General features: G+C 53.3%; 25 protein-coding genes. 15 read left to right on the top strand and 10 right to left on the bottom strand.

Annotated elements, in window-relative coordinates:
• Positions 1–43: 43 nt before the first annotated feature.
• Together purN and purM are read right to left on the bottom strand one after the other, a co-directional pair.
• Complete coding sequence (gene purN, locus OGX96_RS09745; protein WP_008785442.1) at positions 44–685, bottom strand: phosphoribosylglycinamide formyltransferase; 642 nt, start codon at positions 683–685, stop codon at positions 44–46.
• Positions 682–1,719, bottom strand: a complete 1,038-nt coding sequence (purM, locus tag OGX96_RS09740; RefSeq protein WP_286582872.1) for a phosphoribosylformylglycinamidine cyclo-ligase — start codon at positions 1,717–1,719, stop codon at positions 682–684. The genes purN and purM overlap by 4 nt, the downstream gene beginning before the upstream one ends.
• Before the next feature lie 295 nt (positions 1,720–2,014).
• Here purM and OGX96_RS09735 point away from each other — a divergent pair, with 295 nt between their 5' ends.
• The 4 genes from OGX96_RS09735 to OGX96_RS09720 all read left to right on the top strand — a co-directional run bounded on the left by OGX96_RS09735 (position 2,015) and on the right by OGX96_RS09720 (position 6,438).
• Positions 2,015–3,445, top strand: coding sequence for a 6-phospho-beta-glucosidase (locus OGX96_RS09735; RefSeq protein ID WP_198802785.1), 1,431 nt, complete (start codon positions 2,015–2,017; stop codon positions 3,443–3,445).
• Between the two features lie 183 nt (positions 3,446–3,628).
• Positions 3,629–4,255, top strand: a complete 627-nt coding sequence (gene upp / locus OGX96_RS09730; RefSeq protein ID WP_003835110.1) for a uracil phosphoribosyltransferase — start codon at positions 3,629–3,631, stop codon at positions 4,253–4,255.
• 96 nt (positions 4,256–4,351) lie between these two features.
• Positions 4,352–5,641: a uracil permease gene (gene uraA / locus OGX96_RS09725; protein WP_003835107.1), complete on the top strand. Its 1,290-nt coding sequence runs from the start codon at positions 4,352–4,354 to the stop codon at positions 5,639–5,641.
• A gap of 95 nt (positions 5,642–5,736) precedes the next feature.
• Positions 5,737–6,438: a DnaA inactivator Hda gene (locus OGX96_RS09720; RefSeq protein WP_233097529.1), complete on the top strand. Its 702-nt coding sequence runs from the start codon at positions 5,737–5,739 to the stop codon at positions 6,436–6,438.
• A gap of 35 nt (positions 6,439–6,473) precedes the next feature.
• Here the strand turns inward: OGX96_RS09720 and arsC are convergent, their stop codons facing one another.
• Both arsC and bepA read right to left on the bottom strand, forming a co-directional pair.
• Positions 6,474–6,833, bottom strand: a complete 360-nt coding sequence (gene arsC, locus OGX96_RS09715; protein ID WP_003037937.1) for an arsenate reductase (glutaredoxin) — start codon at positions 6,831–6,833, stop codon at positions 6,474–6,476.
• A gap of 122 nt (positions 6,834–6,955) precedes the next feature.
• Positions 6,956–8,419, bottom strand: a complete 1,464-nt coding sequence (bepA, locus tag OGX96_RS09710) for a beta-barrel assembly-enhancing protease (protein ID WP_008785438.1) — start codon at positions 8,417–8,419, stop codon at positions 6,956–6,958.
• Positions 8,420–8,645: 226 nt separating this feature from the next.
• On the opposite strand from bepA, the gene OGX96_RS09705 reads away from it, so the two are divergent.
• The 4 genes from OGX96_RS09705 to iadA all read left to right on the top strand — a co-directional run bounded on the left by OGX96_RS09705 (position 8,646) and on the right by iadA (position 12,174).
• A complete protein-coding gene (locus OGX96_RS09705; protein WP_003037941.1) occupies positions 8,646–9,710 on the top strand; it encodes an AI-2E family transporter in 1,065 nt (354 codons plus the stop codon).
• Between the two features lie 166 nt (positions 9,711–9,876).
• Positions 9,877–10,536 carry a nucleoside recognition domain-containing protein gene (locus tag OGX96_RS09700; protein WP_198802781.1) on the top strand — a complete coding sequence of 220 codons (660 nt, stop codon included), beginning with the start codon at positions 9,877–9,879 and terminating at the stop codon, positions 10,534–10,536.
• A 1-nt stretch (position 10,537) separates the two neighbouring features.
• The gene (locus tag OGX96_RS09695) at positions 10,538–10,999 is read left to right on the top strand and encodes a YjiG family protein (protein ID WP_003835099.1); all 462 of its coding nucleotides are present in this window, start codon (positions 10,538–10,540) and stop codon (positions 10,997–10,999) included.
• A gap of 11 nt (positions 11,000–11,010) precedes the next feature.
• A complete protein-coding gene (iadA, locus tag OGX96_RS09690) occupies positions 11,011–12,174 on the top strand; it encodes a beta-aspartyl-peptidase (protein ID WP_286582869.1) in 1,164 nt (387 codons plus the stop codon).
• A gap of 107 nt (positions 12,175–12,281) precedes the next feature.
• Here iadA and bcp read toward each other — a convergent pair whose 3' ends face one another.
• Both bcp and OGX96_RS09680 read right to left on the bottom strand, forming a co-directional pair.
• Complete coding sequence (gene bcp, locus OGX96_RS09685) at positions 12,282–12,752, bottom strand: thioredoxin-dependent thiol peroxidase (RefSeq protein WP_003835095.1); 471 nt, start codon at positions 12,750–12,752, stop codon at positions 12,282–12,284.
• A complete protein-coding gene (locus OGX96_RS09680; protein WP_003037954.1) occupies positions 12,752–13,324 on the bottom strand; it encodes a glycine cleavage system transcriptional repressor in 573 nt (190 codons plus the stop codon). Before OGX96_RS09680 ends, bcp begins: the two co-directional genes overlap by 1 nt.
• Positions 13,325–13,469: 145 nt before the next feature.
• Here OGX96_RS09680 and dapA point away from each other — a divergent pair, with 145 nt between their 5' ends.
• The 6 genes from dapA to ypfH all read left to right on the top strand — a co-directional run bounded on the left by dapA (position 13,470) and on the right by ypfH (position 20,022).
• Positions 13,470–14,348 carry a 4-hydroxy-tetrahydrodipicolinate synthase gene (gene dapA / locus OGX96_RS09675; RefSeq protein ID WP_003037957.1) on the top strand — a complete coding sequence of 293 codons (879 nt, stop codon included), beginning with the start codon at positions 13,470–13,472 and terminating at the stop codon, positions 14,346–14,348.
• Positions 14,349–14,364: 16 nt separating this feature from the next.
• Complete coding sequence (bamC, locus tag OGX96_RS09670; RefSeq protein WP_003835088.1) at positions 14,365–15,399, top strand: outer membrane protein assembly factor BamC; 1,035 nt, start codon at positions 14,365–14,367, stop codon at positions 15,397–15,399.
• Positions 15,400–15,510: 111 nt separating this feature from the next.
• Positions 15,511–16,224 carry a phosphoribosylaminoimidazolesuccinocarboxamide synthase gene (gene purC / locus OGX96_RS09665; RefSeq protein ID WP_003835086.1) on the top strand — a complete coding sequence of 238 codons (714 nt, stop codon included), beginning with the start codon at positions 15,511–15,513 and terminating at the stop codon, positions 16,222–16,224.
• Positions 16,225–16,352: 128 nt separating this feature from the next.
• Positions 16,353–17,219 carry a KPN_02809 family neutral zinc metallopeptidase gene (gene ypfJ, locus OGX96_RS09660; RefSeq protein ID WP_003037967.1) on the top strand — a complete coding sequence of 289 codons (867 nt, stop codon included), beginning with the start codon at positions 16,353–16,355 and terminating at the stop codon, positions 17,217–17,219.
• A gap of 15 nt (positions 17,220–17,234) precedes the next feature.
• Positions 17,235–19,250 (top strand): tRNA(Met) cytidine acetyltransferase TmcA, encoded by a 2,016-nt coding sequence (locus OGX96_RS09655; protein WP_286582867.1) that lies wholly within the window; start codon positions 17,235–17,237, stop codon positions 19,248–19,250.
• 73 nt (positions 19,251–19,323) lie between these two features.
• The gene (gene ypfH / locus OGX96_RS09650) at positions 19,324–20,022 is read left to right on the top strand and encodes an esterase (RefSeq protein WP_219988388.1); all 699 of its coding nucleotides are present in this window, start codon (positions 19,324–19,326) and stop codon (positions 20,020–20,022) included.
• A gap of 103 nt (positions 20,023–20,125) precedes the next feature.
• On the opposite strand, the gene OGX96_RS09645 is transcribed toward ypfH, so the two are convergent.
• Genes OGX96_RS09645 through OGX96_RS09635 form a run of 3 tightly spaced genes read right to left on the bottom strand, consistent with a single transcriptional unit; the run spans position 20,126 to position 21,841 of the window.
• Entirely contained in the window at positions 20,126–20,326 is a 201-nt protein-coding gene (locus OGX96_RS09645) for a YpfN family protein (protein ID WP_003835080.1), read from the bottom strand.
• A gap of 27 nt (positions 20,327–20,353) precedes the next feature.
• Positions 20,354–21,481 (bottom strand): succinyl-diaminopimelate desuccinylase, encoded by a 1,128-nt coding sequence (gene dapE / locus OGX96_RS09640; protein WP_003037976.1) that lies wholly within the window; start codon positions 21,479–21,481, stop codon positions 20,354–20,356.
• Between the two features lie 3 nt (positions 21,482–21,484).
• Complete coding sequence (locus OGX96_RS09635) at positions 21,485–21,841, bottom strand: ArsC family reductase (protein ID WP_003835078.1); 357 nt, start codon at positions 21,839–21,841, stop codon at positions 21,485–21,487.
• A gap of 389 nt (positions 21,842–22,230) precedes the next feature.
• Between OGX96_RS09635 and ypfM the strand changes: the two genes are divergently transcribed.
• A complete protein-coding gene (gene ypfM / locus OGX96_RS09630) occupies positions 22,231–22,290 on the top strand; it encodes a protein YpfM (RefSeq protein WP_001386977.1) in 60 nt (19 codons plus the stop codon).
• Between the two features lie 75 nt (positions 22,291–22,365).
• Here ypfM and acrD read toward each other — a convergent pair whose 3' ends face one another.
• Positions 22,366–25,479 (bottom strand): multidrug efflux RND transporter permease AcrD, encoded by a 3,114-nt coding sequence (acrD, locus tag OGX96_RS09625; protein ID WP_079935150.1) that lies wholly within the window; start codon positions 25,477–25,479, stop codon positions 22,366–22,368.
• Positions 25,480–25,568: the final 89 nt, after the last annotated feature.

Below are 25,568 nucleotides of genomic sequence, written 5' to 3'. Positions count from 1 at the left end.
GTAAGCCGGATGGTGACATTCGGCTTACAGGTTGGTTTTTTTATTATTCGTCGGCGGCGTAGCCTTGTGGAGGCAAACGAACGCCATCCAGCCATGCAGCGTTATCACGCATCTTCAGGCGACCGTCGATAAACCAGCTTACCACCAACGGGTAAATGGTATGTTCCTGAGCCTGAACCCGTGCCGTGACATCATCTTCGCTGTCGCCTTCAAATACTGGAACTTTGGCCTGGAGAATGACCGGTCCGCCGTCCAACTCATCCGTCACGAAATGGACTGAGGTACCATGTTCTTCATCGCCGTTTTCCAGTACCTGGCGATGCGTATGCAGGCCGGGATACTTCGGCAATAAAGACGGGTGGATATTCAGTAATCGTTCAGCATAGTGAGCGACAAACGCCGGGCTGAGGATACGCATATAACCGGCCAGCACCACAACATCGGGTGCATAGGCGTCAATCTCTTGTATCAGTTGGCGGTCGAATGCTTCGCGACTGGCAAACTGGGCGGCTTCCAGCGAGTGTGCCGGAATATTCGCTTCGCGTGCGCGCTCAAGGCCGAACGCATCGGCCTTGTTACTGAATACTGCACGTATGGTGCCATTGATTTTTTTCTGTTCGCAGGCGTCGATTATCGCCTGCAAATTGCTTCCGTTGCCGGAAATGAGCACCACAATGTTTTTCATTCAATGACCACACGCTGTTCGGAATCAGAAGCTTTGATGATACCGATTTTCCATGCGTTTTCACCTTTCTCATTGAGCAAAGCAAGGGCTTTGTCCACTTCCGGAGTTGGCAGGGCGATAACCATACCTACACCGCAGTTAAAGGTGCGATACATCTCATGCTGGCTGACGTTACCCGCCGTTTGCAGCCAGTTGAAGACGGCTGGCCACTGCCATGAAGATTCGTCGATCACTGCCTGCGTGTTGTCTGGCAGAACGCGTGGAATATTTTCCCAGAAGCCGCCGCCGGTCAGGTGGGCAATGGCGTGCACATCAACCTTCTCGATCAGTTCCAGAATGGATTTCACGTAAATGCGGGTAGGGGCCAGTAAGTGATCGGCCAGCGGCTTGCCTTCAAGCTCGGTGGTTTCTGGGTCACAACCGCTGACTTCTACAATTTTACGCACCAGAGAGTAGCCGTTGGAGTGCGGGCCGCTGGAGCCGAGTGCAATCAGTACGTCACCGTCAGCTACTTTTGAACCGTCGATAATCTCTGATTTTTCGACGACGCCAACGCAGAAACCTGCCACGTCGTAATCTTCGCCGTGGTACATCCCCGGCATTTCAGCTGTTTCCCCACCGACCAGCGCACAGCCAGACTGCAGGCAGCCTTCGGCAATCCCGTTAATGACGCTGGCTGCGGTGTCCACATCCAGTTTGCCGGTTGCATAGTAGTCGAGGAAGAACAGCGGCTCAGCGCCCTGAACCACGAGGTCGTTGACGCACATTGCGACGAGGTCAATGCCGATAGTGTCGTGGCGTTTCAGATCCATCGCCAGACGCAGTTTTGTACCAACGCCATCAGTGCCGGAAACCAGTACCGGTTCACGATATTTTTGCGGCAATGCGCACAGCGCACCGAAGCCACCCAGACCACCCATAACTTCCGGACGACGAGTTTTCTTTACTACGCCTTTGATTCGATCAACCAGAGCATTACCTGCATCAATATCAACACCGGCATCTTTGTAGCTAAGAGAGGTTTTATCGGTCACTGCCTGCTTCCCCACATGTTTACTTGCAGTAAAAGTTAAATTCGGCGCAATTCTAACAGGGAAAGCAAACGTTTGCGAGCCTGCTCTGCATCAAGTTTTATCTGCTGGTTTTTTCAGCATTTTACAATCATTTATCTATTTGTTTGAGCTGCGCCACGAAAATGAAACCGGGTACAGTCTTGTGCTTGAATCCTGTTAGCCGAATGCACAGTATCGTACTGAAACCGGTTTCTGTTTTCTGTTGCGGACCTCATCAACAGCGTTTTGCGCAGAGTCATCACGATAGGGGAAGGGTATGTCAGGATTTAAAGCAGATTTCATGTGGGGTGGTGCTGTCGCTGCTCATCAACTGGAAGGTGGCTGGCAGGAGGGCGGAAAAGGCGTCAGCGTTGCCGATGTCATGACCGCGGGAGCGCATGGTGTGGCGCGTGAAATTACCGACGGTGTGATTGCCGGTAAAAATTACCCTAACCACGAGGCCATCGATTTTTATCATCGCTATAAAGACGACATAAAGCTGTTTGCCGAAATGGGGTTTAAATGTTTTCGCACCTCTATTGCCTGGACACGTATTTTCCCCTTCGGCGATGAAGAACAACCCAATGAGGCTGGCCTACAGTTCTATGATGACCTGTTTGACGAATGCCTGAAATATGGCATTGAGCCGGTGATTACGCTGTCGCATTTTGAGATGCCTTACCATCTGGTGACGGAGTACGGCGGCTGGCGCAACCGCAAGCTTATCGATTTCTTTGTCCGTTTTGCCAGGGTGGTATTCACTCGTTACCAGCACAAAGTGAAGTACTGGATGACGTTTAATGAGATTAACAACCAGGCAAATTATCACGAAGATTTCGCGCCCTTTACTAACTCAGGTCTGAAATACCAGCCTGGCGAAGACCGCGAGCCGGTCATGTACCAGGCGGCGCACTATGAGCTGGTGGCAAGCGCGCTGGCGGTAAAGGTCGCGCGTGAGATTAACCCGGAATTACAAATAGGGTGCATGATTGCCATGTGTCCAATCTATCCGCTGACCTGCGCGCCAGACGATATGATGATGGCGATGAATGCCATGCACCGGCGTTACTGGTTTACTGACGTCCATGTGCGCGGCAAATACCCGCGGCATCTTCTCAACTACTTTGCCCGTCGTGGCTTTGAACTGGATATCACCGAGGAAGACCGTCAGGCGCTGGCCAAGGGCTGCGTTGATTACATCGGCTTTAGCTATTATATGTCTTTCGCGACCCAGGCAACGGCGGACAACCCACAGCTGGATTACGACGAGTCGAAAAGCCTGGTTTCCAACCCGTACGTGCAGAAATCGGACTGGGGCTGGCAGATTGATCCGGTTGGCCTACGTTATTCACTGAACTGGTTCTGGGATCATTATCAACTGCCACTATTTATTGTGGAGAATGGATTTGGCGCCATTGATGTGCGCGAGGACGATGGTACAGTTAACGACCAGTACCGTATCGACTACCTTGCCGCCCACATACGTGAGATGAAAAAAGCGGTGGTGGAAGATGGCGTGGATCTGATGGGATATACCCCGTGGGGCTGTATTGATTTAGTCTCTGCCGGGACAGGGGAGATGAAAAAACGCTACGGGTTTATCTATGTCGATAAAAATAATGACGGTAGCGGGACATTAACGCGCTCACCTAAAAAATCTTTTTCGTGGTATCAAAAAGTCATCCAGACCAATGCTGAATATCTTTAAAATTCATAGCATTGACAGCAAGCCCCGCCATCAGTGCGGGGCTTGTTTTATACTCATCATTCAGACGCAAATGACTTTGGTTGATCCATATCAAGCGTATGCAGTGTTGCGCCAGAGAGGAAAAGCGGTATAATCCGGCGATTTTTTTTGTGGTTGCCATTCGTCTGAGGAAAGGAGAAGAGTATGAAGATCGTGGAAGTCAAACACCCACTCGTCAAACACAAGCTGGGACTGATGCGTGAAAACGACATCAGCACTAAACGCTTTCGTGAACTCGCCTCGGAAGTTGGCAGTCTGCTGACTTATGAAGCAACCGCTGGTCTGGAAACCGAAAAGGTGACCATTGAAGGCTGGAACGGTCCAGTTGAAGTTGACCAAATCAAAGGCAAAAAAATCACCGTTGTGCCTATCCTGCGTGCGGGTCTGGGCATGATGGAAGGCGTTCTGGAAAACGTTCCGAGCGCGCGTATCAGCGTTGTTGGTATGTACCGTAACGAAGAGACGCTGGAGCCGGTTCCGTATTTCCAGAAGCTGGTTTCTAACATCGATGAGCGTATGGCGCTGATCGTTGACCCAATGCTGGCAACCGGCGGCTCTGTTATCGCCACTATCGATCTGCTGAAAAATGCAGGCTGCACCAGCATTAAAGTGCTGGTCCTGGTTGCGGCACCGGAAGGTATCGCGGCACTGGAAAAAGCGCACCCGGATGTGGAACTGTACACCGCCTCCATCGATCAGGGACTGAACGAGCACGGATACATTATTCCGGGGCTCGGCGATGCCGGCGATAAGATTTTTGGTACTAAGTAAACGAATAAGTGAAAAGAAGCCGACTTTAAGAGTCGGCTTTTTTTTGAATAAAACAACCCAATGGCTAATAACAAACAACACTCAGAGGAAAACACTATGACGCGCCGTGCTATCGGGGTGAGTGAAAGACCGCCGCTTTTACAGACAATCCCGCTTAGTTTGCAGCACCTGTTCGCCATGTTTGGCGCAACGGTACTGGTGCCAGTCCTGTTCCACATCAACCCGGCTACCGTTCTGCTGTTTAACGGCATTGGTACGTTGCTGTATCTCTTTATTTGTAAGGGTAAAATTCCCGCATATCTGGGTTCCAGCTTTGCCTTTATTTCCCCGGTACTGCTGCTGCTGCCGTTAGGGTATGAAGTGGCGCTGGGCGGTTTCATTATGTGTGGCGTCCTGTTCTGCCTGGTTTCTTTCATTGTTAAGAAGGCAGGAACCGGCTGGCTGGATGTCATGTTCCCGCCTGCGGCGATGGGCGCAATCGTTGCCGTCATCGGTCTGGAGCTGGCTGGCGTTGCTGCGGGTATGGCGGGGTTACTGCCTGCTGAGGGGCAATTACCGGATTCAAAAACCATCATCATTTCTATGGTAACGCTGGCGGTAACCGTATTTGGCTCTGTATTGTTCCGCGGTTTTATGGCGATTATCCCGATTCTGATCGGGGTGCTGGCCGGTTATGCGCTTTCCTTCGTGATGGGCGTTGTGGACACTACGCCGATTGCGCAGGCCCACTGGTTCGCGCTGCCGACGTTCTACACGCCGCGTTTTGAATGGGTTGCCATTCTGACCATCCTGCCAGCGGCGCTGGTGGTCATCGCCGAACACGTCGGGCATCTGGTGGTGACGGCGAATATCGTGAAAAAAGATTTGATTCGCGATCCTGGCCTGCATCGTTCTATGTTTGCCAACGGTCTGTCTACGGTAATCTCTGGTTTCTTCGGCTCTACGCCGAACACCACGTACGGCGAAAATATCGGCGTAATGGCGATTACCCGCGTTTACAGTACCTGGGTTATCGGCGGTGCGGCAATTTTCGCCATTCTGCTCTCCTGCGTGGGTAAACTGGCGGCGGCGATCCAAATTATCCCACTGCCGGTGATGGGCGGCGTATCACTGCTGCTGTACGGTGTGATTGGTGCTTCTGGTATTCGCGTACTGATCGAGTCGAAGGTTGACTATAACAAGGCGCAGAACCTGATCCTGACCTCGGTTATTTTGATCATCGGCGTAAGTGGCGCGAAAGTTCACATCGGTGCCGCAGAGCTGAAAGGCATGGCGCTGGCGACCATCGTTGGTGTCTGTCTGAGCCTGATTTTCAAAGTTATCAGCCTGCTGCGTCCGGAAGAAGTCGTGCTTGACGCGAAAGATGCAGACAGTCCGCAACAGTAAATCTCTGACCGGGCGGCAGCGCTGCCCGGTTCTATCGCGACGTATTTCTGTGTTAAACTCAACGCGATTTTATGAAATCCTGGGTTGAGGTATCTCTGAACACACCGGCACAGCTCTCTTTGCCACTTTATCTTCCTGACGACGAAACTTTCGCAAGTTTCTGGCCGGGGGATAACTCCTCTTTACTGGCTGCACTGCAAAACGTGCTGCGTCAGGAACATAGCGGGTATATTTATCTCTGGTCGCGTGAAGGCGCTGGCCGTAGTCATTTGCTGCATGCAGCCTGTGCGGAACTGTCCGCGCGCGGCGATGCGGTAGGCTACGTGCCGCTCGATAAACGCACCTGGTTCGTCCCCGAGGTGCTCGACGGGATGGAGCATTTATCGCTGGTTTGCATTGATAACATCGAATGTGTGGCCGGTGATTCGCTGTGGGAAATGTCGATCTTTGATCTCTACAATCGTATCCTGGAGTCGGGGAAAACGCGCTTGCTGATCACCGGCGATCGTCCGCCAAGACAGCTGAATCTGGGGTTGCCGGATCTCGCCTCACGCCTGGACTGGGGGCAAATCTACAAGCTACAACCGCTTTCCGATGAAGATAAGCTGCAGGCGTTGCAATTACGCGCCAGACTTCGTGGATTTGAACTGCCGGAAGATGTGGGACGTTTTCTGCTGAAACGTCTGGATCGTGAAATGCGAACGCTGTTTATGACGTTGGATCAGTTAGATCATGCGTCGATCACCGCCCAGCGTAAGCTGACCATTCCGTTCGTAAAAGAAATTCTGAAGCTGTAAGCGCCGCAGCCGAGAAGACTGCGGCAGGTTGCAGGTTAACCGACGATTTCCAGTACCTGCTCAGGCGGGCGTCCAATTCGAGCCTGACCTTTGGCAACCACAATCGGGCGCTCCATCAGTTTCGGGTTTTCCACCATTGCCTGAATCAGCGCGTCTTCACTCAGATTTTTGTCCGCCAGGTTAAGCGATTTATAGAGATCCTCTTTCTGGCGCATCAGTTCACGCGCGCTGGACATGCCGAGCATCTGCAGCAGTTCACGCAGGGTTGCTGCGTCAGCCGGCGTTTCCAGATACAACACCACTTCCGGGTCCACGCCGTTGGACTTCAGTAATTCCAGCGTTTCACGGCTCTTGGAGCAGCGTGGGTTATGGTAGATTTTAATCGCGTCTGACATGACTTCTCCTTGCATAACAATACTGCCGGATGCTGGCCAAAAGACCCTATCCGGCCTACATATTGCGTCTGACGTAGGCCGATAAGACGCTACAGCGTCGCCATCCGGCAAGGGTTCGATAATTACATTTTCGTGTACGGTTTAAAGCGTTCTTGCAGCTGGCGTAGCTGGTCAATACGGGCATCGTATCTGGCCTGCTGCTGGCTACCCAGTTTCACCTGAGAGCTTGCGCTGCTGAGCATCGAAATAGCCTGATCCAGACGTCCCGCGAGGGCATACCCCTCCGCGCGCGCCGCCAGCTCCTGATCGCGGTTGCTCAGGTTGGCTTCCGTTTGCGCTAACAGATCCCAGCCGTTAGGGTCATCTTTATGGTTAAACGTATAGCGATTCAGGATGGTCGCCGCCTCTTTGGCTTGTCCACCCTGTAAATAGGCATTCGCCAGGTTGAGCTGCAGAACCGGGTTAGTGCGCAGGTCGCGGGCGTTTTTCAGGCGGTTAATGGCATCACTGGTTTTCTTCTGGCCGAGATCGATATCCGTTGCCAGGTCGAGATACCAGGCATTGTTAGGATCTGCCGCCAGCAGCGGTTGCAGCGCTTTACGCGCCTCGTCGTATTTACTGGCTTCCATCGCCTGCAATGCCCGGCCATACTGCGCCGCACGTTGCTCACGTACGTTGCCTTTCGACCAGCTACTCAGCAGGTCATCGGTCAACTGGTTACGACCAGAGTTGTACATGCCTAAGGTTCGTGCCTTAGCCAGATAAAAATCTTCTGACGACTGGACGACCACCGGGCGCATCTGGTTGGCGCGGTTACGGGCATCAGACAGACGGCTTTCCGGCAGGGGGTGAGTCAGCAAAATTTCCGGCGGACGCGAAGAGTAACGAGCCTGGTCGAGCAGTTTTTCCAGGAACGTTGGCATGGCCTGGGGATCGAATCCCGAGCGTTGCAGCACCTGAATACCGATGCGGTCTGCTTCCTGTTCGTTTTGCTGCGTAAAGCTGATCATTCCCTGACGTGTACCCGCCAGCGTACCGGTCAGCGCCGCCATACCCGCCTGCGGGCTGGCCATTGCTAATAAAATTGAACCTAATGCGCCAACCCACGTTAGCGGTGCGCTGCGTTTCTGATCTTCCATGGCACGCGCCAGGTGACGCTGTGTAACGTGGGAAATTTCGTGCGCCATAACCGATGCCAGCTGGCTTTCGTTGTCGGAATAGCGGAATAGTGCGGAGTGCAGGACAACGTTGCCGCCAAAGAAAGCAAAGGCGTTGATTTCATCGTTGTTAATCAAAAAGAAGGTGAAGGGCGTTTTTACCGAGTCGGCGTGCGAGACCAGACGCATCCCCAGCGCATTAATGTATTGGGTGAGCAATGGATCGTTAATTAATGGCGCACTGCCGCGCAGTTGGCGTACGTAATAATCGCCCATCTGCATTTCCTGTCCTATGGAAAGCGTACTGCCTGCCGACGTTCCCATATCAGGCAGGGTGTCCGCAGTATCAGCAAATGCGGGCGCAACCTGACCGATAGTCAGTGCGGCAATGAGGGTAGCAACCAGGTTTTTTTTCAACTGCCTGAACATAACCTCTGTCCTGTATTCTTTTTTGAGATAGCCATTTGACCGATGCTGTGAAGTATCGTTCACACTCCGCAAGCTTACGGAGTGTAACTGCGAAACCTGACGATGAACACCCAGGAAAAATGTCTTTTCACTTTGCGTAATCAGCCATAAAAAGCGAAGTCTTTTTTGTGACATTTCGATACAATTCGGGATCGCAATCCCGCTATTGGGTTCATGGAAGGGTTTTATGCTCGAAATGTTGATGCAATGGTATCGTCGCCGCTTTAGCGACCCCGAAGCCATCGCCCTGCTGATTATTCTTGTTGCCGGTTTTGGCATCCTGTTTTTCTTTAGCGGTCTTTTGGCGCCGCTGCTGGTCGCCATTGTGCTGGCGTACCTGCTTGAATGGCCGACAGTGCGGCTGGAACATATTGGGTGTTCACGGCGTTGGGCGACATCGATTGTGCTGGTGGTGTTTGTCGGTATTTTACTGCTGATGGCCTTTGTGGTGATGCCCGTTGCGTGGCAGCAGGGAATTTACCTGATCCGCGACATGCCAGGCATGCTCAATAAATTGTCTGATTTTGCCGCCACCTTGCCACGACGTTACCCGGCGCTGATGGATGCGGGCATCATTGATGCGATGGCGGAAAATATGCGCTCGCGAATGCTCACCATGGGCGATTCGGTGGTGAAATATTCGCTGGCCTCACTGGTCGGTTTGCTGACGCTGGCGGTTTACCTGGTTCTCGTCCCATTGATGGTGTTCTTTCTGATCAAAGATAAAGGACAGATGCTGAACGCCGTGCGCCGGGTGCTGCCGCGTAACCGCGGGCTGGCAGGGCAGGTATGGAAAGAGATGAATCAGCAAATCACCAACTATATCCGCGGGAAGGTGCTGGAAATGGTGGTGGTCGGCGTAGCGACCTGGCTCGGCTTCCTGCTGTTTGGTCTCAACTATTCGCTGCTGCTGGCGGTGTTGGTCGGGTTCTCGGTGCTGATCCCGTATATCGGCGCTTTTGTGGTGACGATTCCGGTGGTTGGCGTGGCGCTGTTCCAGTTCGGGCTTGGCACCGAGTTCTGGAGCTGTTTTGCCGTGTACCTGATAATCCAGGCACTGGACGGCAATTTGCTGGTTCCCGTGCTGTTCTCCGAGGCGGTCAATCTGCATCCACTGGTGATTATTCTCTCCGTGGTGATTTTCGGCGGTTTGTGGGGATTCTGGGGCGTATTCTTTGCGATTCCTCTGGCGACGTTAATCAAAGCGGTAATGCATGCCTGGCCGGATGGTCAGGTCGTTGACGAACCCTAATCTACAGGTTCCGGCGATGCAATGTCGCCGGAACTGAACTTGTCTGACCTCTATCCACACTTTCTGAATAATCTCTTCTGCTGTCGTTTTTCTCCGCATTTGTCTTTAACTTGACCTGCGTGATGTCTTTCTGTCACGCAAGGAATAAGGCCAACAGGAGAACAAAATGGGTCACAGCACACACACGCAGCAAAAGGCGGGATGGGGTGGTTATCTCGCTTTTTTTATTACGATTATTCTTTTTTCCGGCATGTTTGCGAAAAGTACCGAATGGTGGCGGGTCTTTGACTTCACCGTCCTCAACGGTGCGTTTGGGCAGATTAATGCTGCGGGCGACACGGCGGTCTCTTTTCGTGGCACAGGGGGGATGGGGGCAAAAGACGGCTTCTTATTCGCGCTTGAGCTGGCGCCTTCCGTCATTCTTTCGCTCGGGATTATTTCTGTCACCGAAGGGCTGGGTGGGTTGCGCGCGGCACAACAGCTGATGACGCCGGTCCTGCGTCCGTTACTGGGCATTCCGGGTATTTGTTCGCTGGCGTTGATTGCGAATTTGCAAAATACCGATGCCGCGGCCGGGATGACCAAAGAAATGGCGGAAGAGGGCATTATCACAGAGCAGGAACGCGCTATTTTTGCCTGCTGGCAAACCAGCGGCAGCGCATGCATTACCAACTATTTTTCTTCTGGCGCAGCGCTGTTTACGATGGTGACCGTTCCGGTGATTACGCCGCTGGCGGTGATCCTTGTCTTCAAATTTGTGGGCGCGAACCTGTTGCGTGTGTGGATCGCGCAGCTGGAAAATCGCCGTATGCAGCAGGAGGCGTGAGATGACAACGCAGGTACGTAAAAACGTCATGGATATGTTTATCGATGGCGCACGGCGCGGGTTTACCATTGCAACAACCAGTCTGTTGCCTAACGTGGTGATGGCGTTTGTGATTATTCAGGCGCTGAAGGTGACAGGGCTGCTCGAGGTTGTCGGGCGGGTATGCGAGCCGGTAATGGCGCTGTGGGGGCTGCCAGGGGAATCTGCCACTGTGCTGCTGGCAGCGGTGATGAGTATGGGAGGCGGCGTCGGCGTGTGCGCCAGCCTGGTTGTCGCCGGAACGCTTTCGGGACATGATGCCACGGTGTTGTTACCGGCTATCTACCTGATGGGAAATCCGGTGCAAAATGTGGGCCGTTGTCTGGGGACCGCGGGGGTTCATCCTCGTTATTATCCGCTAATTATTGCGGTATGCGTCATTAATGCGCTGCTCTCTATTTGGGTTATGCAGGTTATTGCCTGACAAGGAAGGTTATGAACTGTTCAATTCTTGATTTGACGTTGTTCCAGCAGGGACACGTGTATGCGCCGGAAGATTTAGGGCGACAGGATATACTGGTCTCCGGCAGCAAAATTGTTGCCATCGCGCCGTTGATTTCCCCTGAAGATTTTCCCGGCTGCACATGCATCAATCTTGACGGCGCGATTGTGTGTCCGGGGTTTATCGATCAACACGTCCATCTTGTTGGCGGTGGTGGGGAAGCTGGGCCGCATACCCGCACGCCGGAAGTGCGCTTGTCACGGCTGGTTGAAGCTGGCGTCACGTCGGTGGTGGGTTTGCTGGGGACCGATGGCATTACCCGTCACCCGGAATCGCTGCTGGCAAAAACCCGCGCGCTGGAGTTTGAAGGCATCAGCGCATGGATGCTGACCGGGGCGTATTCTCTGCCTTCCCCGACGATCACCGGCAGTATCGATCGCGATGTGGCGCTGATTGATAAAGTTATTGGCGTGAAATGTGCGGTTTCGGACCATCGTTCTTCAGCCCCGGATACTTCGGCGCTGGCAAATATGGCGGCGCAGTCGCGTGTCGGCGGATTGTTAGGGCGCAAACCGGGGATCAGCGTTTTCCATATGGGCGACAGCCCGCGCATGCTGGAACCGTTGTACCAGATCCTTGACTGTTGCGATGTGCCGATTACTAAACTGTTGCCGACACACGTTAACCGTGCGGAACCGCTGTTCCAGGCGGCGCTGGAGTATGCCCGTAAAGGCGGTTATATCGACATTACCAGCAGCATTGATGAGCCCGTCGACCCGGCCACGGCTATCGCCACGGCGCTGCGCCAGAACGTGCCGCTGTCGCGCATTACCCTTAGCTCGGATGGCAACGGCAGCCAGCCGGAATTTGATGAGCTTGGCAATCTCACCGGCATCGGTGTCGCGGGGTTTGAATCACTGGCTGAGACGGTGCGCCAGTTGGTGAAGATTCATGCCATACCGCTGGAACAGGCGCTGTGCCCACTGACGCGTACGGTCGCAGAATTTTTGGCACTGGAGCATAAAGGGCGTCTGGCGGTGGGATGCGATGCGGACATTCTGGTGCTCAACGACGCGCTGGAAGTTCATCACCTGTGGGCGAAGGGAAAAGCCGTAGTCAGGGAGCAGAAAGCGTGCGTGAAAGGGACGTTTGAGTAACCGGGCGGTCATCTGCCGGATGGCGACGCTAACGCGTCTTATCCGGCCTACGTGCGTGCATTTGTAGGCCGGATAAGGCGTTCATGCCGCCATCCGGCATTTCACGGTCAGGCGTTCTCTTTCAGCCAATTCATTACCACGTCGTGGTGGTTGCTGGTTTTGAAGTCATCAAACACATGCTCAATTTTCCCTTCGGCATCAATCAGGAAGCTGATGCGGTGGATGCCATCGTAGGTTTTGCCCATAAATGACTTCTCACCCCAGACGCCGAACTGCTCGCAAACCTGATGATCTTCATCGGACAGGAGCGTGAAATTCAGGACTTCTTTCTCCGCGAATCGGGAAAGCTTCTCTGGTTTGTCAGTGCTGATCCCCAGCACTTCAACACCCGCTTTTTTTAACTCATCCATGTTATCGCGCAGGCCGCAGGCCTGTACGGTACAGCCGGGTGTCATGGCTTTCGGGTAAAAATAAACCAGAACACGCTGTCCCTGGAAGTCGGTTAAATTTACTTGTTCTCCGTCTTGATCCGGCAAGCTAAATTTCGGTGCGATATCACCGGCTTTCAGTGGGTTCATTACTTAACTCCATCCTGTTCATCATGCTGTGAGTAATTGACGACGTTAATACTGCCTTGCGCATTGAGTTCTGTACAGAGTGCTTTAAACGCATCTTCAATATTTGCCGAATCATGTGACGCAGGACTATGTGCGGTAATTTGAATAAACAACTGCGCCGCCTTTCCATTCTCAGCCGGTTGCGTGCGTGAAACCAGTTCCGCAATATTCATTTGGTGGCTGTCAAACAGAGCGGTGAAGCGTTCAATCAAATGGGGAGAATCAGGGACATCGACCTGCACCCATACCGTAGCAGGCATCGCCGGACGGGGGCGCGCGGTCGTGCGCTTCATCACAATGAGTAAATCCAGCTCTGCGCCTTTTAATGGCAGGGTTGATTCAATCAGGGTGATGGCATTCCAGGTTCCCGACAGCAACATGATAAACGTGAACTCATCACCCAGCATGGCCAGTCGGCTGTCTTCGATATTACAGCCGCAACTGCTGACATGACGCGTGATGGTGTTCACAATTCCTGGGCGATCGGCACCCAGCGCAGTAATGACCAGATAGTGTTGCGATGACGATGTCAAACCTGTTCTTCCTTTGAGCGGTGAGGTAATCATAAGGAAAGCATAAAAAAAACATGCATACAACAATCAGAACGGCTCTGGTCGCTTGCTTTTATTGTCGTACCAAACGTACCATTGAGACACTTGTTTGCACAGAGGATGGCCCATGTTCACGGGAAGTATTGTCGCGCTTGTTACGCCGATGGATGAGAAAGGTAAAGTCTGCCGGTCGAGCCTGAAAAAACTGATTGATTATCATGTCGCCAGCGGCACCTCGGCGATCGTTTCTGTTGGCACCACCGGTGAGTCCGCCACCCTGAGTCATGATGAACATGGCGATGTGGTGATGATGACGCTGGAACTGGCTGACGGGCGTATTCCGGTGATTGCCGGAACCGGCGCCAATGCGACCGCGGAAGCCATTAGTCTGACGCAGCGTTTCAACGACAGCGGTGTTGTCGGCTGCCTGACGGTGACGCCTTACTACAACCGCCCAACCCAGGAAGGTTTGTTCCAGCATTTCAAAGCCATCGCTGAGCATACTGACCTGCCGCAAATTCTGTATAATGTGCCGTCCCGTACTGGCTGCGATATGCTGCCGGAAACCGTTGGTCGTCTGGCGAAAGTTAAAAATATTATCGCTATTAAAGAGGCCACGGGGAACTTAAGTCGCGTTCACCAGATCAAAGAGCTGGTTTCGGACGACTTTATTCTGCTCAGCGGTGATGACGCGACCGGACTGGATTTTATGCAGCTCGGTGGTCATGGCGTGATTTCCGTAACGTCTAACGTTGCGGCACGTGATATGGCTGAAATGTGCAAACTGGCGGCAGCCGGGCAATTTGCCGAGGCGCGGGTGATTAACCAGCGTCTGATGCCGTTACACAACAAACTATTTGTCGAACCCAATCCTATCCCCGTGAAATGGGCGTGTAAGGAGTTGGGACTTGTGGCGACCGATACGCTACGTCTGCCGATGACGCCAATCACGGACAATGCTCGTGAAATCGTCAAAGCGGCGCTTAAGCATGCCGGTTTGCTGTAAAGTTTAGGGAGATTTGATGGCTTACTCAGTACAAAAGTCGCGCCTGGCCAAGGTTGCGGGTGTTTCGCTTGTTATGTTGCTCGCGGCCTGTAGCTCTGACTCGCGCTATAAGCGCCAGGTGAGCGGTGATGAATCCTATCTGGAGGCCGCACCGCTTGCTGAGCTTCATGCTCCAGCTGGGATGATTTTGCCGGTTATGTCGGGCGACTATAATATCCCGGTAACCAACGGCAGTGGTGCCGTGGGTAAAGCGCTGGATATTCGTCCACCGGCTCAGCCGTTAGCATTAGTCACCGGTGCTCGCACACAGATCGCGGGTGATACGTCGACATTACTGGTGGAAAACGGTCGTGGCAACACACTGTGGCCGCAGGTCGTTAGCGTCATTCAGTCTAAAAACTACACGATCACCAAACGTGATGATGCCAGCCAGACGTTGACCACCGACTGGGTTGACTGGAACCGTCTGGATGAAGACGAGCAGTACCGTGGACGTTATCAAATCTCGGTTAAACCGCAGGGCTATCAGCAAGCGGTAACGGTGAAACTGGTTAACCTCGAGCAGGCGGGTAAACCCGTAGCCGATGCGGCATCAATGCAGCGCTACAGCGCTGAGATGATGAACGTTATCTCTGCTGGTCTGGATAAAAACGCCACCGACGCCGCGAATGCCGCGCAGAACCGCTCTGCAGCCACCATGGATGTTCAGAGCGCCGCCGATGACACCGGTTTACCAATGCTGGTTGTACGTGGGCCTTTCAACGTGGTGTGGCAGCGTCTGCCGGCAGCGCTTGAGAAAGTGGGGATGAAGGTAACCGACAGCACCCGTTCTCAGGGCAGCATCGCGGTGACCTACAAACCACTGTCCGATAGCAACTGGCAGGAGTTGGGCGCAAGCGATCCGGGTCTGGTATCCGGCGACTATAAACTGCAGGTCGGTGATTTAGACAACCGCAGCAGCTTGCAGTTTATCGATCCGAAGGGGCATACCCTGACGCAAAGCCAGAACGACGCGCTGGTCGCCGTCTTCCAGGCAGCGTTCAGTAAGTAAAAATAAAGGGCTGGATAACTCCAGCCCTTTTTTTCTGATATGATACGCAAACGTGTGCGTCGGCAGAAAAACGCAATATTTATCGTTAATTCACACCCAGGAGTAATAAAGATGCAAAAGCAAGCTGAGTTGTATCGTGGTAAAGCGAAGACCGTATACAGCACGGAAAACCCGGACCTGTTGGTGCTCGAATTCCGCAATGATACGTCAGCAGGGGATGGCGCGCGCATTGAACAGTTTGACCGTAAAGGCATGGTGAACAACAAATTCAACCATTTCATTATGACTAAACTGCAAGAAGCGGGTATTCCTACCCAGATGGAGCGACTGCTTTCTGATACCGAATGTCTGGTGAAAAAACTGGAGATGGTACCGGTTGAATGTGTGGTACGTAACCGCGCGGCAGGCTCTCTGGTTAAGCGTTTAGGCGTTGAGGAAGGTATTGAACTGAATCCGCCGCTGTTTGATCTGTTCCTGAAAAACGATGCTATGCACGATCCAATGATTAACGATTCCTATTGCGAAACTTTTGGTTGGGTGAGCAAAGAGAATCTGGCGCGTATGAAAGAGCTGACCTACAAAGCTAACGACGTGCTGAAAAAGATGTTTGATGATGCTGGTCTGATTCTGGTCGACTTCAAACTTGAGTTTGGTTTGTATAAAGGTGAAGTGGTCCTGGGTGATGAATTCTCACCGGACGGTAGCCGCCTGTGGGACAAAGAAACGCTGGATAAAATGGACAAAGATCGCTTCCGCCAGAGTCTGGGCGGCCTGATCGAAGCCTATGAAGCCGTCGCGCATCGCCTGGGTGTGAAGTTAGACTAATCTTCCCCTGAGCCGGCGATCGCTCTCCGGCTCATTAACCCCACCTGATTTGATTACTATTTCTTATGGTAATCCTGTTCCGAACCGCCTACGATCATCATCATAATGAATAAAAAGTTGAGGTGATTATGCGCTGGCAAGGGCGTCGTGAAAGTGACAATGTGGAAGACAGACGAAACAGCTCTGGCGGCGGCCCCTCTATGGGTGGGCCTGGTTTTCGTCTGCCCAGTGGTAAAGGCGGCATCATCCTGCTGATTGTGGTGCTGGTGGCGGGTTATTATGGCGTGGATCTCACCGGGCTAATGACTGGCCAGCCGGTCTCCCAACAGCAATCATCACGCTCCATCAGCCCAAATGATGATGAAGCGGCAAAATTTACCTCGGTGATTCTGGCTACAACAGAAGATACCTGGGGACAGCAGTTTGAAAAAATGGGCCGCACCTACCAACAGCCGAAGCTGGTGATGTACCGGGGCGCGACGCGTACCGGCTGCGGTGCGGGTCAGTCCGTGATGGGGCCGTTTTATTGCCCGGCAGATGGTACGGTTTACATCGACCTTTCATTCTATGACGACATGAAAAACAAGCTGGGCGCTGATGGTGATTTTGCTCAGGGCTATGTTATCGCCCATGAAGTGGGTCATCACGTGCAGAAACTGCTGGGCATTGAACCTAAAGTTCGTCAGATGCAGCAGAATGCCTCACAGGCAGAAGTGAACCGTCTTTCCGTTCGAATGGAACTGCAGGCAGACTGCTTTGCCGGTGTCTGGGGCCACAGCATGCAGCAGCAGGGCGTACTGGAGTCTGGTGACCTGGAAGAGGCACTGAACGCCGCACAGGCCATTGGTGACGATCGTCTGCAACAGCAGGGACAAGGACGCGTCGTGCCGGACAGCTTTACTCACGGAACCTCTGAACAGCGTTTTACCTGGTTCAAACGCGGTTTTGATAGCGGCGATCCGGGGCAATGTAATACTTTTGGTAAAGGTATCTAAGATACTGAGGCAGGGATGTCCGATAACACGGCGCTGAGCGCGTTAACCGAACAAATGACCCACGAAGGGATCCGTCGTCTGCTGATTATCAGCGGCGAGGATAACTGGTGTCAGGAACAGGCATTAGCGCTACGTAGCACGTTACCCGGCGACTGGCTGTGGGTAGGGGAGCAAGCCCCTACCGAGCCGTGCTGTACGCCGCAGGCGCTAAAAACATTATTAGGGCGCGAGTTTCGTCATGCGGTTTTTGACGCAGGGCAGGGTTTTGACGCTGCGGCGTTTGCCGCCTTAAGCGGCACACTGCTTGCTGGCAGTTGGCTGGTTTTGCTGACCCCACCCTGGCATTCCTGGCACACGCATCCGGACGCAGATTCACTACGCTGGAGCGATTGTGCTGAACCTATCCCTACACCGCACTTTATTGAACACGTCAAACGGGTGATTTCCCGCGATAGACAGGCTCTGCACTGGCAGCAGCATCAGCCGGTTTCCTGTCCGCACTTTCCTGCTCGCGCAGCCTGGCACGCGGCAACCGGCGAACCCCAGCCAGAACAGGCGATGGTATTAAATCAATTACTGGCTATGCCTCCCGGTGTGGTTGCGGTGACGGCCGCACGGGGTCGAGGCAAGTCCGCTCTGGCAGGGCAACTCATAGCGCGGATTAATGGCACTGCGATTGTGACAGCGCCTGCCAAAGCGGCAACCGATGTGCTGGCGCAATTTGCCGGAGAGCGTTACCGTTTTATGGCCCCGGATGCGCTGTTAAGCAGTTCTGCAATCGCAGACTGGCTGATTGTGGATGAAGCCGCCGCGATCCCCGCGCCGCTGCTGCACCAACTGGTGGCGCGTTTTCCTCGTACGCTGTTAACCACTACAGTACAAGGCTACGAGGGAACGGGGCGAGGCTTCTTGCTGAAATTCTGTGCCCGCTTCCCCAATCTTCAACGCTATGAGTTGCAGCAACCGGTACGCTGGGCGCAGGGATGTCCGCTGGAGCAAATCGTCAGCGATGCGCTGGTGTTTGATGATGAAACGTTCACGCATGCCCCATTGGGGGAGCTTCACTTCTCGGCATTTGAGCAACAGTCCTGGCATGCTAATCCGGCGCTGCCGTTAGCGGTATACCAGCTGCTTTCTGGAGCGCATTATCGCACCTCGCCATTGGACCTGCGGCGAATGATGGACGCGCCTGGACAGCATTTTCTTCAGGCATCAACCGCTGACTCCGTGGCGGGGGCTGTCTGGTTGGTCGATGAAGGGGGACTATCCGCGGAATTAAGCCAGGCCGTCTGGGCCGGATATCGTCGACCGAGAGGGAATCTGGTTGCGCAGTCGCTGGCGGCGCACGGTGGTGACCCGTTGGCGGCGACGCTCATCGGGAGACGGGTCAGTCGAATTGCGGTTCATCCTGCGCGCCAAAGAGAAGGTATTGGGCAACAGCTGATTATGCTGGGCTACCGCTATTCCACATCGTGTGACTATCTGTCGGTCAGTTTTGGGTATACGGCTGAACTATGGCGTTTCTGGCAACGCTGCGGTTTTGTGCTGGTGCGAATGGGAAATCATCGGGAAGCCAGCAGCGGCTGTTATACCGCCATGGCGTTACTTCCCATTAGCGAAGCGGGGAAACGCCTTGCCGAGCGGGAGCACCAGCATTTGCGTCGTGATGCGGAAATCCTTGCGCGATGGAACGGTGAGAGCATTCCGCTGGTCCCGCTGAAAGAGACTACGCTTAATGAGGATGACTGGGCTGAGCTGGCTGGGTTTGCCTTCGCGCATCGGCCATTATTGACGTCGCTTGGCTGTCTGACTCGTCTGCTTGAGCACAGTGAGTTACCTCTTCCGGCCTTGCGCGGACGCATCCAGGCTAAACGTAGCGACGCCGAATTGTGCCAACAGCTCAAGATTTCTGGTCGTAAAGCGTTGCTGATCATTCAGCGCGCCGAAGCGGCGCAGGCATTAAATCAGTTAGATGCAGAGCGTGAACAACGGCTACATAATCGCATTATGCAATGGCAATTTTTTCACTAACTTCTTCAATTTCCTGGCATGGTCATTGCGGTTAAGCGGCGTAGAATGATTCTCATCAGTTAAGGAGATCGCCATGAAACATGACCATTTTGTTGTTCAAAGTCCCGATAAACCCGCTCAACAGCTACTGCTGCTGTTTCATGGCGTCGGCGATAACCCGGTTGCTATGGGCGAAATTGGCACCTGGTTTGCGCCGCTGTTTCCGGATGCGCTAATCGTTAGCATTGGTGGAGCAGAGCCTTACGGAACGACGTCCGGACGTCAGTGGTTTTCGGTGCAGGGCGTAACAGAAGAGAATCGTCAGGAACGTGTTGACGCCATTATGCCGGTATTTATCGAAACCGTGCGCTACTGGCAGAAGCAAAGCGGCGTTTCGCCGCAGGCAACCGCGCTGATTGGTTTTTCTCAGGGTTCAATTATGTCACTTGAGAGCATCAAAGCTGAGCCGGGGCTGGCATCGCGGGTCATCGCCTTCAATGGCCGCTATGCCACCTTGCCAGAGGCTGCAACCACCGCGACGACGGTGCATTTGATTCACGGTGGTGAAGACCGGGTAATTGAGTTATCTCATGCCGTTGCCGCGCAGGAAGCGTTAATTCGCGCCGGTGGGGATGTGACGCTGGATATCGTCGAAAATCTGGGGCACGCCATTGATGAACGCAGCATGCAGTTTGCGCTCGATCATCTGCGTTTTACCGTACCGAAGCACTACTTTGATGAAGCGCTGAGCGGCGGTAAGCCTCACGATGATGATGTGATTGCCATGATCTGATCGATCACCGTAGGCCGGATAAAACGCGAAGCGTTGCCATCCGGCACGTAATGCCCGGTGGCGCTAACGCTTACCGGGCCTACGGGACTTATCGGCCTACTAATTATTTCTTTGGTTGGTCCTTATTCGGCCAATCGTCGTCGTCGTCCCATTTATCGTTAAAGTCACGATGCGGGGGAAGCTCCGGCTTGTTGGCAAGAAATTTCTTGTGATCGACGCGCTTGAGATCTTTAATCACGTTCAGCAGCACGCCTACCAGAAACACCAACACCAGAATCCACCAATATTTTGCCAGCCAGTCCATGCTCATTTCCTCTTACAGGAACACTCATCAGGCGACGAGTTGCTCCATGATACGTTGATACATACGGGCAAGCAGCTGCAGGTCGGCGGCATTAACACATTCATTAATTTTATGAATAGTGGCGTTGACCGGCCCAAGTTCTACTACCTGCGCCCCCATGCGGGCAATAAAACGCCCGTCGGACGTCCCGCCTGTAGTCAGTAACTGCGGTTTAATCTCATTATAGTGCTCAATGGCGTTCACCACTGCATCCACCAGTTTACCGCGTTCGGTCAGGAACGGCTGACCGGAAAGCCACCAGTCGACGGTATAACGCAGCTGATGTTTCTCCAGCAGCGCGTGAACCCGTGCTTTAATCATCTCATCGGTCAGCTCAGTGCTGAAACGGAAGTTGAACTGGATAAACAGTTCTCCAGGGATAACGTTGTTGCTGCCGGTTCCAGCCTGGATATTGGCAATCTGCATGCTGGTCGCCGGGAAGAATTCGTTACCCTGATCCCACTCGATCGCCACCAGTTCGTTGAGCATGGGGGCCGCGCGGTGTACCGGGTTATCGGCCAGATGCGGATAGGCTACGTGGCCCTGCACGCCGTGAATGGTCAGGTTGCAGGTCAGTGAACCACGACGTCCATTTTTCACCACGTCGCCAACGATTTCCGTGCTGGATGGCTCACCCACCAGGCAATAATCCAGTCGTTCATTACGCGCCATCAGCGCTTCAACCACCTTCACGGTGCCGTTTTTGGCGCTGGCTTCTTCGTCAGACGTTATCAAAAAGGCCAGACGACCCTGATGGTTTGGATGCTGGGCGACAAAACGTTCTGCGGCCACGACCATCGCCGCCAGTGAACCCTTCATATCGGCAGCGCCACGCCCGAACAACATGCCATCGCGAATGGTCGGTTCGAACGGTGGATTGATCCAGCGATCGACATCGCCGGCAGGCACTACGTCGGTGTGACCGGCAAATGCCAGGGTCTCACCTTTACCGCGCCATGCCCAAAAATTCTGTGTGTCACCAAAGTCCATTCGCTCAACGGTAAAACCTACCGCGCGCAGGCGTTCAATCATTAACGCCTGGCACCCGGCATCATCCGGGCTCAGGGAAGGACGGCGAATAAGCTGCTGTGTCAGCTCAATGACCGGGCACGACATAGACTACACCTCATTAAAAAACAGAGTATAACTGGATTCACTGAAACCAAGCAGCATAGGCTTACCCGGCGCGCAGAGCAATGGGCGTTTGATAATTGCTGGCATTTCAATCATCAACGCGGCGGCGGAAGCCGCATCGGTGATTTGACTGCGCGTGGATTCATCGAGTTTACGCCAGGTGGTTCCACGCGTATTGAGCAGCGCCTCCCAACCTAATTCGCTGATAAAGGACTGTAATAGCGTGTTGTCCAGACCGTCGACGCGATAATCATGAAAACGGTAGTCAATACCTTGAGCCTCCAACCAGCGCCTGGCTTTTTTAATCGTGTCGCAATTCTTAATGCCGTAAAGGGTGATCATTTGAATCCTTATTGACGTAATTTGAATATTTATTCTTATATTCTGTGGCAATGAATAATACATATTGTCATTCAATCGTTATAGAAAAATATAACATTGTTGAACAACAGTGAATAATGATTCCTGAAAGCTCCAAAAAATACCGTATAACTAAAAATCAGAATCTGCCTGTTTGCATCAGCCTGTTTTTCCATCAGAATTGCAAAAGTAGTAGATGATGTATGAATATTTCAAAATATTGCAGTAAGTCACATAAAATTTATGGGTATAGCGCATAGTGATCACATAAACCCCAAACACTGGAGGAATCAATCGCAACCATCGGTTAAATTGCCTTCTTTTAATGATGATGATTTCGTAGAATGCCCATAATAATAAGAGAGGTTGTTATGATTGAACGTGAACTGGGGAACTGGAAAGACTTTATCGAAGTGATGCTTCGTAAATAATTTTCTGGAAGAAATTCATATCCTGTAAAGGATAAAAAAAGGCGACTCAACGTAAGTCGCCTTTTTTGTGTCCGATTATTCTGGGCGTGGCTTCAATGGGAAGCGTCTGCGCACCAGCACAAAGAACAGGGGAACGAAGTAAATTGCCAGGATAGTGGCTGAAATCATTCCGCCCATTACGCCTGTCCCCACCGCATGTTGACCGCCAGAACCAGCGCCACTGCTGATGGTCATCGGCAGCACCCCGAAGATAAACGCCAGTGACGTCATCAGAATTGGGCGTAAACGTTGGCGACAAGCATGGAGCGTGGCGTCGAGCAGATCGTGTCCTTTCTCGTTCATCTCATTGGCGAATTCAACAATCAATATTGCGTTCTTCGCCGATAGCCCGATCACGGTAAGTAACCCGACCTGGAAATACACATCGTTTTCCAGGCCGCGCATCCAGGTCGCCAGTAGCGCGCCAATAACCCCCAATGGCACGACCAGCATGACGGAGAAGGGTACCGACCAGCTTTCGTACAGTGCCGCCAGACACAGGAACACGACCAGCAAAGAAATGGCGTACAGGGCAGGGGCCTGAGAGCCCGACAGCCGTTCCTGATAAGACATCGCAGTCCATTCGAGGCCAAACCCTGTCGGCAACTGGCGCACCAGCGATTCCATCACGTCCATTGCCGTACCGGTACTGACGCCGGGCGCAGCTTCGCCGACAATCTCGACTGCGGAGTAGCCGTTATAGCGTTCCAGACGTGGAGAACCCGTTTCCCAGCGTGAAGTCGCAAAGGCCGAGAAAGGCACCATGCCACCGTTGTTATTGCGGACGTACCACAAGTTAATGTCGTCCGGGAGCATGCGATATTTTGCTGCCGCCTGCACGTAAACCTTCTTCACGCGGCCCCGGTCCATAAAGTCATTGACGTAGCTGGAACCCCAGGCCGTTTGCAATGTGTCGTTGATGTCGTCGATGGAAACGCCCAGAGCCTGGGCTTTGCGCTGATCGATATCAATTTGCAACTGTGGGCTGTCGTCCAGACCGTTATGACGAACGCGGGTCAGGGATGTGTCTTTCCCGGCCAGCTCAATGAGTTTGTCGCGCGCGGCCATTAACGCATCATGGCCCGCACCGGCGTGATCCTGCAGCTCCATATCGAAACCGGCAGAGCTTCCGAGGCCGCTGATAGCCGGAGGGCTGCTGGCGAAGACGCGGGCTTCTTTAATCTTATTAAAGGCTTTGGTCGCACGTTCGATGATGGCGAAAGAGGTTCCGGTAGTGGTGTCGCGCTCATCCCAGTCTTTTAAGCGGACAAACATACGTGCCACGTTTTGACCGTTCCCGCCAGGGCCAGAACCGACCGTGGAAAAGACGGACATGATGTTGTCTTTCTCATGGGTGAAGTAATACTTCTCCACTTCCTCAACCACTTTCAACGTTTGTTGCTGCGTGGAACCGCTGGGCAGCTGTACCGAGGTGGTAAACATGCCGCGGTCTTCCAGCGGTAGGAAGGAGGTTGGGAGGCGCAGGAACAGGAAAACCATGCCACCGAGCAGCAGGCCGTAGATCAGTATCCAGCGCAGGCTGCGGTGCAGAATTCTGGCAACGCCTTTTTCGTAGCGCTCGGCGTTGCGATTAAACATCCGGTTAAACCAGCCGAAGAAACCGGTTTGTCCGTGATGCTCGCCCTTATGCAGCGGTTTGAGCAGGGTGGCGCACAGTGCGGGGGTCAGGATCATCGCCACCAGAACAGACAGCACCATGGCGGAGACGATAGTAATCGAGAACTGGCGGTAAATAGCCCCGGTAGTGCCGCCGAAGAAGGCCATCGGGATAAACACCGCTGACAGCACCATGGCGATACCGACCAGCGCACCCTGGATTTGCCCCATCGATTTCCGTGTCGCTTCCCGCGGTGAGAGTCCTTCCTCACTCATAATACGCTCGACGTTTTCCACCACCACAATGGCGTCATCGACCAGCAGACCGATCGCCAGCACCATCGCAAACATCGTCAAGGTGTTTACGCTATAGCCAAAGGCGTAAAGCACGGAGAAGGTACCCATCAGGACGACGGGAACGGCGATGGTGGGAATCAGCGTGGCGCGGAAGTTTTGCAGGAACAGGTACATCACGAGGAATACCAGTGCAATAGCTTCCAGCAGGGTTTTTACCACGTCGATGATTGAGGCTTTGACAAAGGAGGTGGTTTCATAAGCCACCTTATATTCCAGCCCGTGCGGAAAATATTGTGACAGCTCGTTCAGACGGTTAATGACCAGCGTTGCTGTCGCCATTTCATTGGCGCCTGAAGCCAGCTTCACGCCCAGGCCGGAGGCAGGATTTCCATTAAAGCGGCTGAGGTAATCATACTTTTCAGCACCCATTTCGACCGTTGCCACATCGCCCAGTTTAACTTCTGAACCATCCTGGTTGACGCGTAGCGTAATGGCGCGGAATTCATCCGGAGTCTGCAGTAGCGACTGGGCGTTGATCGTCGCGTTCAGCGCCTGCTTGTCCACCGAAGGTGTACCGCCAAGTTGTCCGACGGCAATCTGCGCATTCTGTGACTCGATAGCGTCGGTCACATCTTTAGCGGTCATCTGGAAACTGTTCAGTTTGGCCGGGTCAAGCCAGATACGCATGGAGTACTGTGAGCCGTAAGCGTCAATATCTCCCACGCCGTTAATACGGCTGAGCGGATCCTGAATGTTACTGGCGACATAGTCGGCGATGTCCTGCTTATCCATTGAGCCATCGGTGGAGACAAAGGCGATAGTCAGAATATTGGTGTCCCCGGTCTTACGCACCGTGACCCCCTGATCCTGTACCGCCTGCGGCAGTTTACGCATTGCCGATTGCAGCTGGTTTTGCACCTGCTGGACGGCCTCGTCAGGATCGGTTCCGGCAACGAAGCTCAACGTAACCGTAGCCTGACCTGTCCCGCTGCTCTGCGATGACATGTACATCAGGTTATCGAGACCGGTCATGTTCTGCTCGATAACCTGGGTGACGGTGTTTTCCAGAGTCTGAGCCGAAGCGCCAGGATAGTTGGCGGTGACCCGCACGTTTGGCGGTGCCAGATCGGGATATTGCTCAACGGGCAGTGAAAAAATAGCCAGGGCTCCTGTCAGGCACAACAGGATAGCTAACACCCAGGCAAAAATGGGGCGATCGATGAAAAAATTCGCCATTAAAAGAGGACCTCGTGTTTCTGCGTATCGTTATGGGTATGGCTTGCTTCACTTTAGCGGCAAGGTACGGGTCAAACGTGGAGAAAAAA

The sequence above is a fragment of the Citrobacter sp. Cpo100 genome (assembly GCF_030332595.1).
Taxonomy (GTDB): domain Bacteria; phylum Pseudomonadota; class Gammaproteobacteria; order Enterobacterales; family Enterobacteriaceae; genus Citrobacter; species Citrobacter portucalensis.
Note: the sequence above shows the minus strand (reverse complement) of the source record. Positions and strands in the feature narration are given on the sequence as shown.

Bases quoted from the DNA above. Each gene is read 5' to 3' on its own strand.
- purN (WP_008785442.1), bottom strand. From the start codon at position 685: ATGAAAAACATTGTGGTGCTCATTTCCGGCAACGGAAGCAATTTGCAG.
- OGX96_RS09735 (WP_198802785.1), top strand. From the start codon at position 2,015: ATGTCAGGATTTAAAGCAGATTTCATGTGGGGTGGTGCTGTCGCTGCT.
- upp (WP_003835110.1), top strand. From the start codon at position 3,629: ATGAAGATCGTGGAAGTCAAACACCCACTCGTCAAACACAAGCTGGGA.
- uraA (WP_003835107.1), top strand. From the start codon at position 4,352: ATGACGCGCCGTGCTATCGGGGTGAGTGAAAGACCGCCGCTTTTACAG.
- arsC (WP_003037937.1), bottom strand. From the start codon at position 6,833: ATGTCAGACGCGATTAAAATCTACCATAACCCACGCTGCTCCAAGAGC.
- bepA (WP_008785438.1), bottom strand. From the start codon at position 8,419: ATGTTCAGGCAGTTGAAAAAAAACCTGGTTGCTACCCTCATTGCCGCA.
- OGX96_RS09705 (WP_003037941.1), top strand. From the start codon at position 8,646: ATGCTCGAAATGTTGATGCAATGGTATCGTCGCCGCTTTAGCGACCCC.
- OGX96_RS09700 (WP_198802781.1), top strand. From the start codon at position 9,877: ATGGGTCACAGCACACACACGCAGCAAAAGGCGGGATGGGGTGGTTAT.
- OGX96_RS09695 (WP_003835099.1), top strand. From the start codon at position 10,538: ATGACAACGCAGGTACGTAAAAACGTCATGGATATGTTTATCGATGGC.
- iadA (WP_286582869.1), top strand. From the start codon at position 11,011: ATGAACTGTTCAATTCTTGATTTGACGTTGTTCCAGCAGGGACACGTG.
- bcp (WP_003835095.1), bottom strand. From the start codon at position 12,752: ATGAACCCACTGAAAGCCGGTGATATCGCACCGAAATTTAGCTTGCCG.
- dapA (WP_003037957.1), top strand. From the start codon at position 13,470: ATGTTCACGGGAAGTATTGTCGCGCTTGTTACGCCGATGGATGAGAAA.
- bamC (WP_003835088.1), top strand. From the start codon at position 14,365: ATGGCTTACTCAGTACAAAAGTCGCGCCTGGCCAAGGTTGCGGGTGTT.
- purC (WP_003835086.1), top strand. From the start codon at position 15,511: ATGCAAAAGCAAGCTGAGTTGTATCGTGGTAAAGCGAAGACCGTATAC.
- ypfJ (WP_003037967.1), top strand. From the start codon at position 16,353: ATGCGCTGGCAAGGGCGTCGTGAAAGTGACAATGTGGAAGACAGACGA.
- OGX96_RS09655 (WP_286582867.1), top strand. From the start codon at position 17,235: ATGTCCGATAACACGGCGCTGAGCGCGTTAACCGAACAAATGACCCAC.
- ypfH (WP_219988388.1), top strand. From the start codon at position 19,324: ATGAAACATGACCATTTTGTTGTTCAAAGTCCCGATAAACCCGCTCAA.
- OGX96_RS09645 (WP_003835080.1), bottom strand. From the start codon at position 20,326: ATGGACTGGCTGGCAAAATATTGGTGGATTCTGGTGTTGGTGTTTCTG.
- dapE (WP_003037976.1), bottom strand. From the start codon at position 21,481: ATGTCGTGCCCGGTCATTGAGCTGACACAGCAGCTTATTCGCCGTCCT.
- OGX96_RS09635 (WP_003835078.1), bottom strand. From the start codon at position 21,841: ATGATCACCCTTTACGGCATTAAGAATTGCGACACGATTAAAAAAGCC.
- acrD (WP_079935150.1), bottom strand. From the start codon at position 25,479: ATGGCGAATTTTTTCATCGATCGCCCCATTTTTGCCTGGGTGTTAGCT.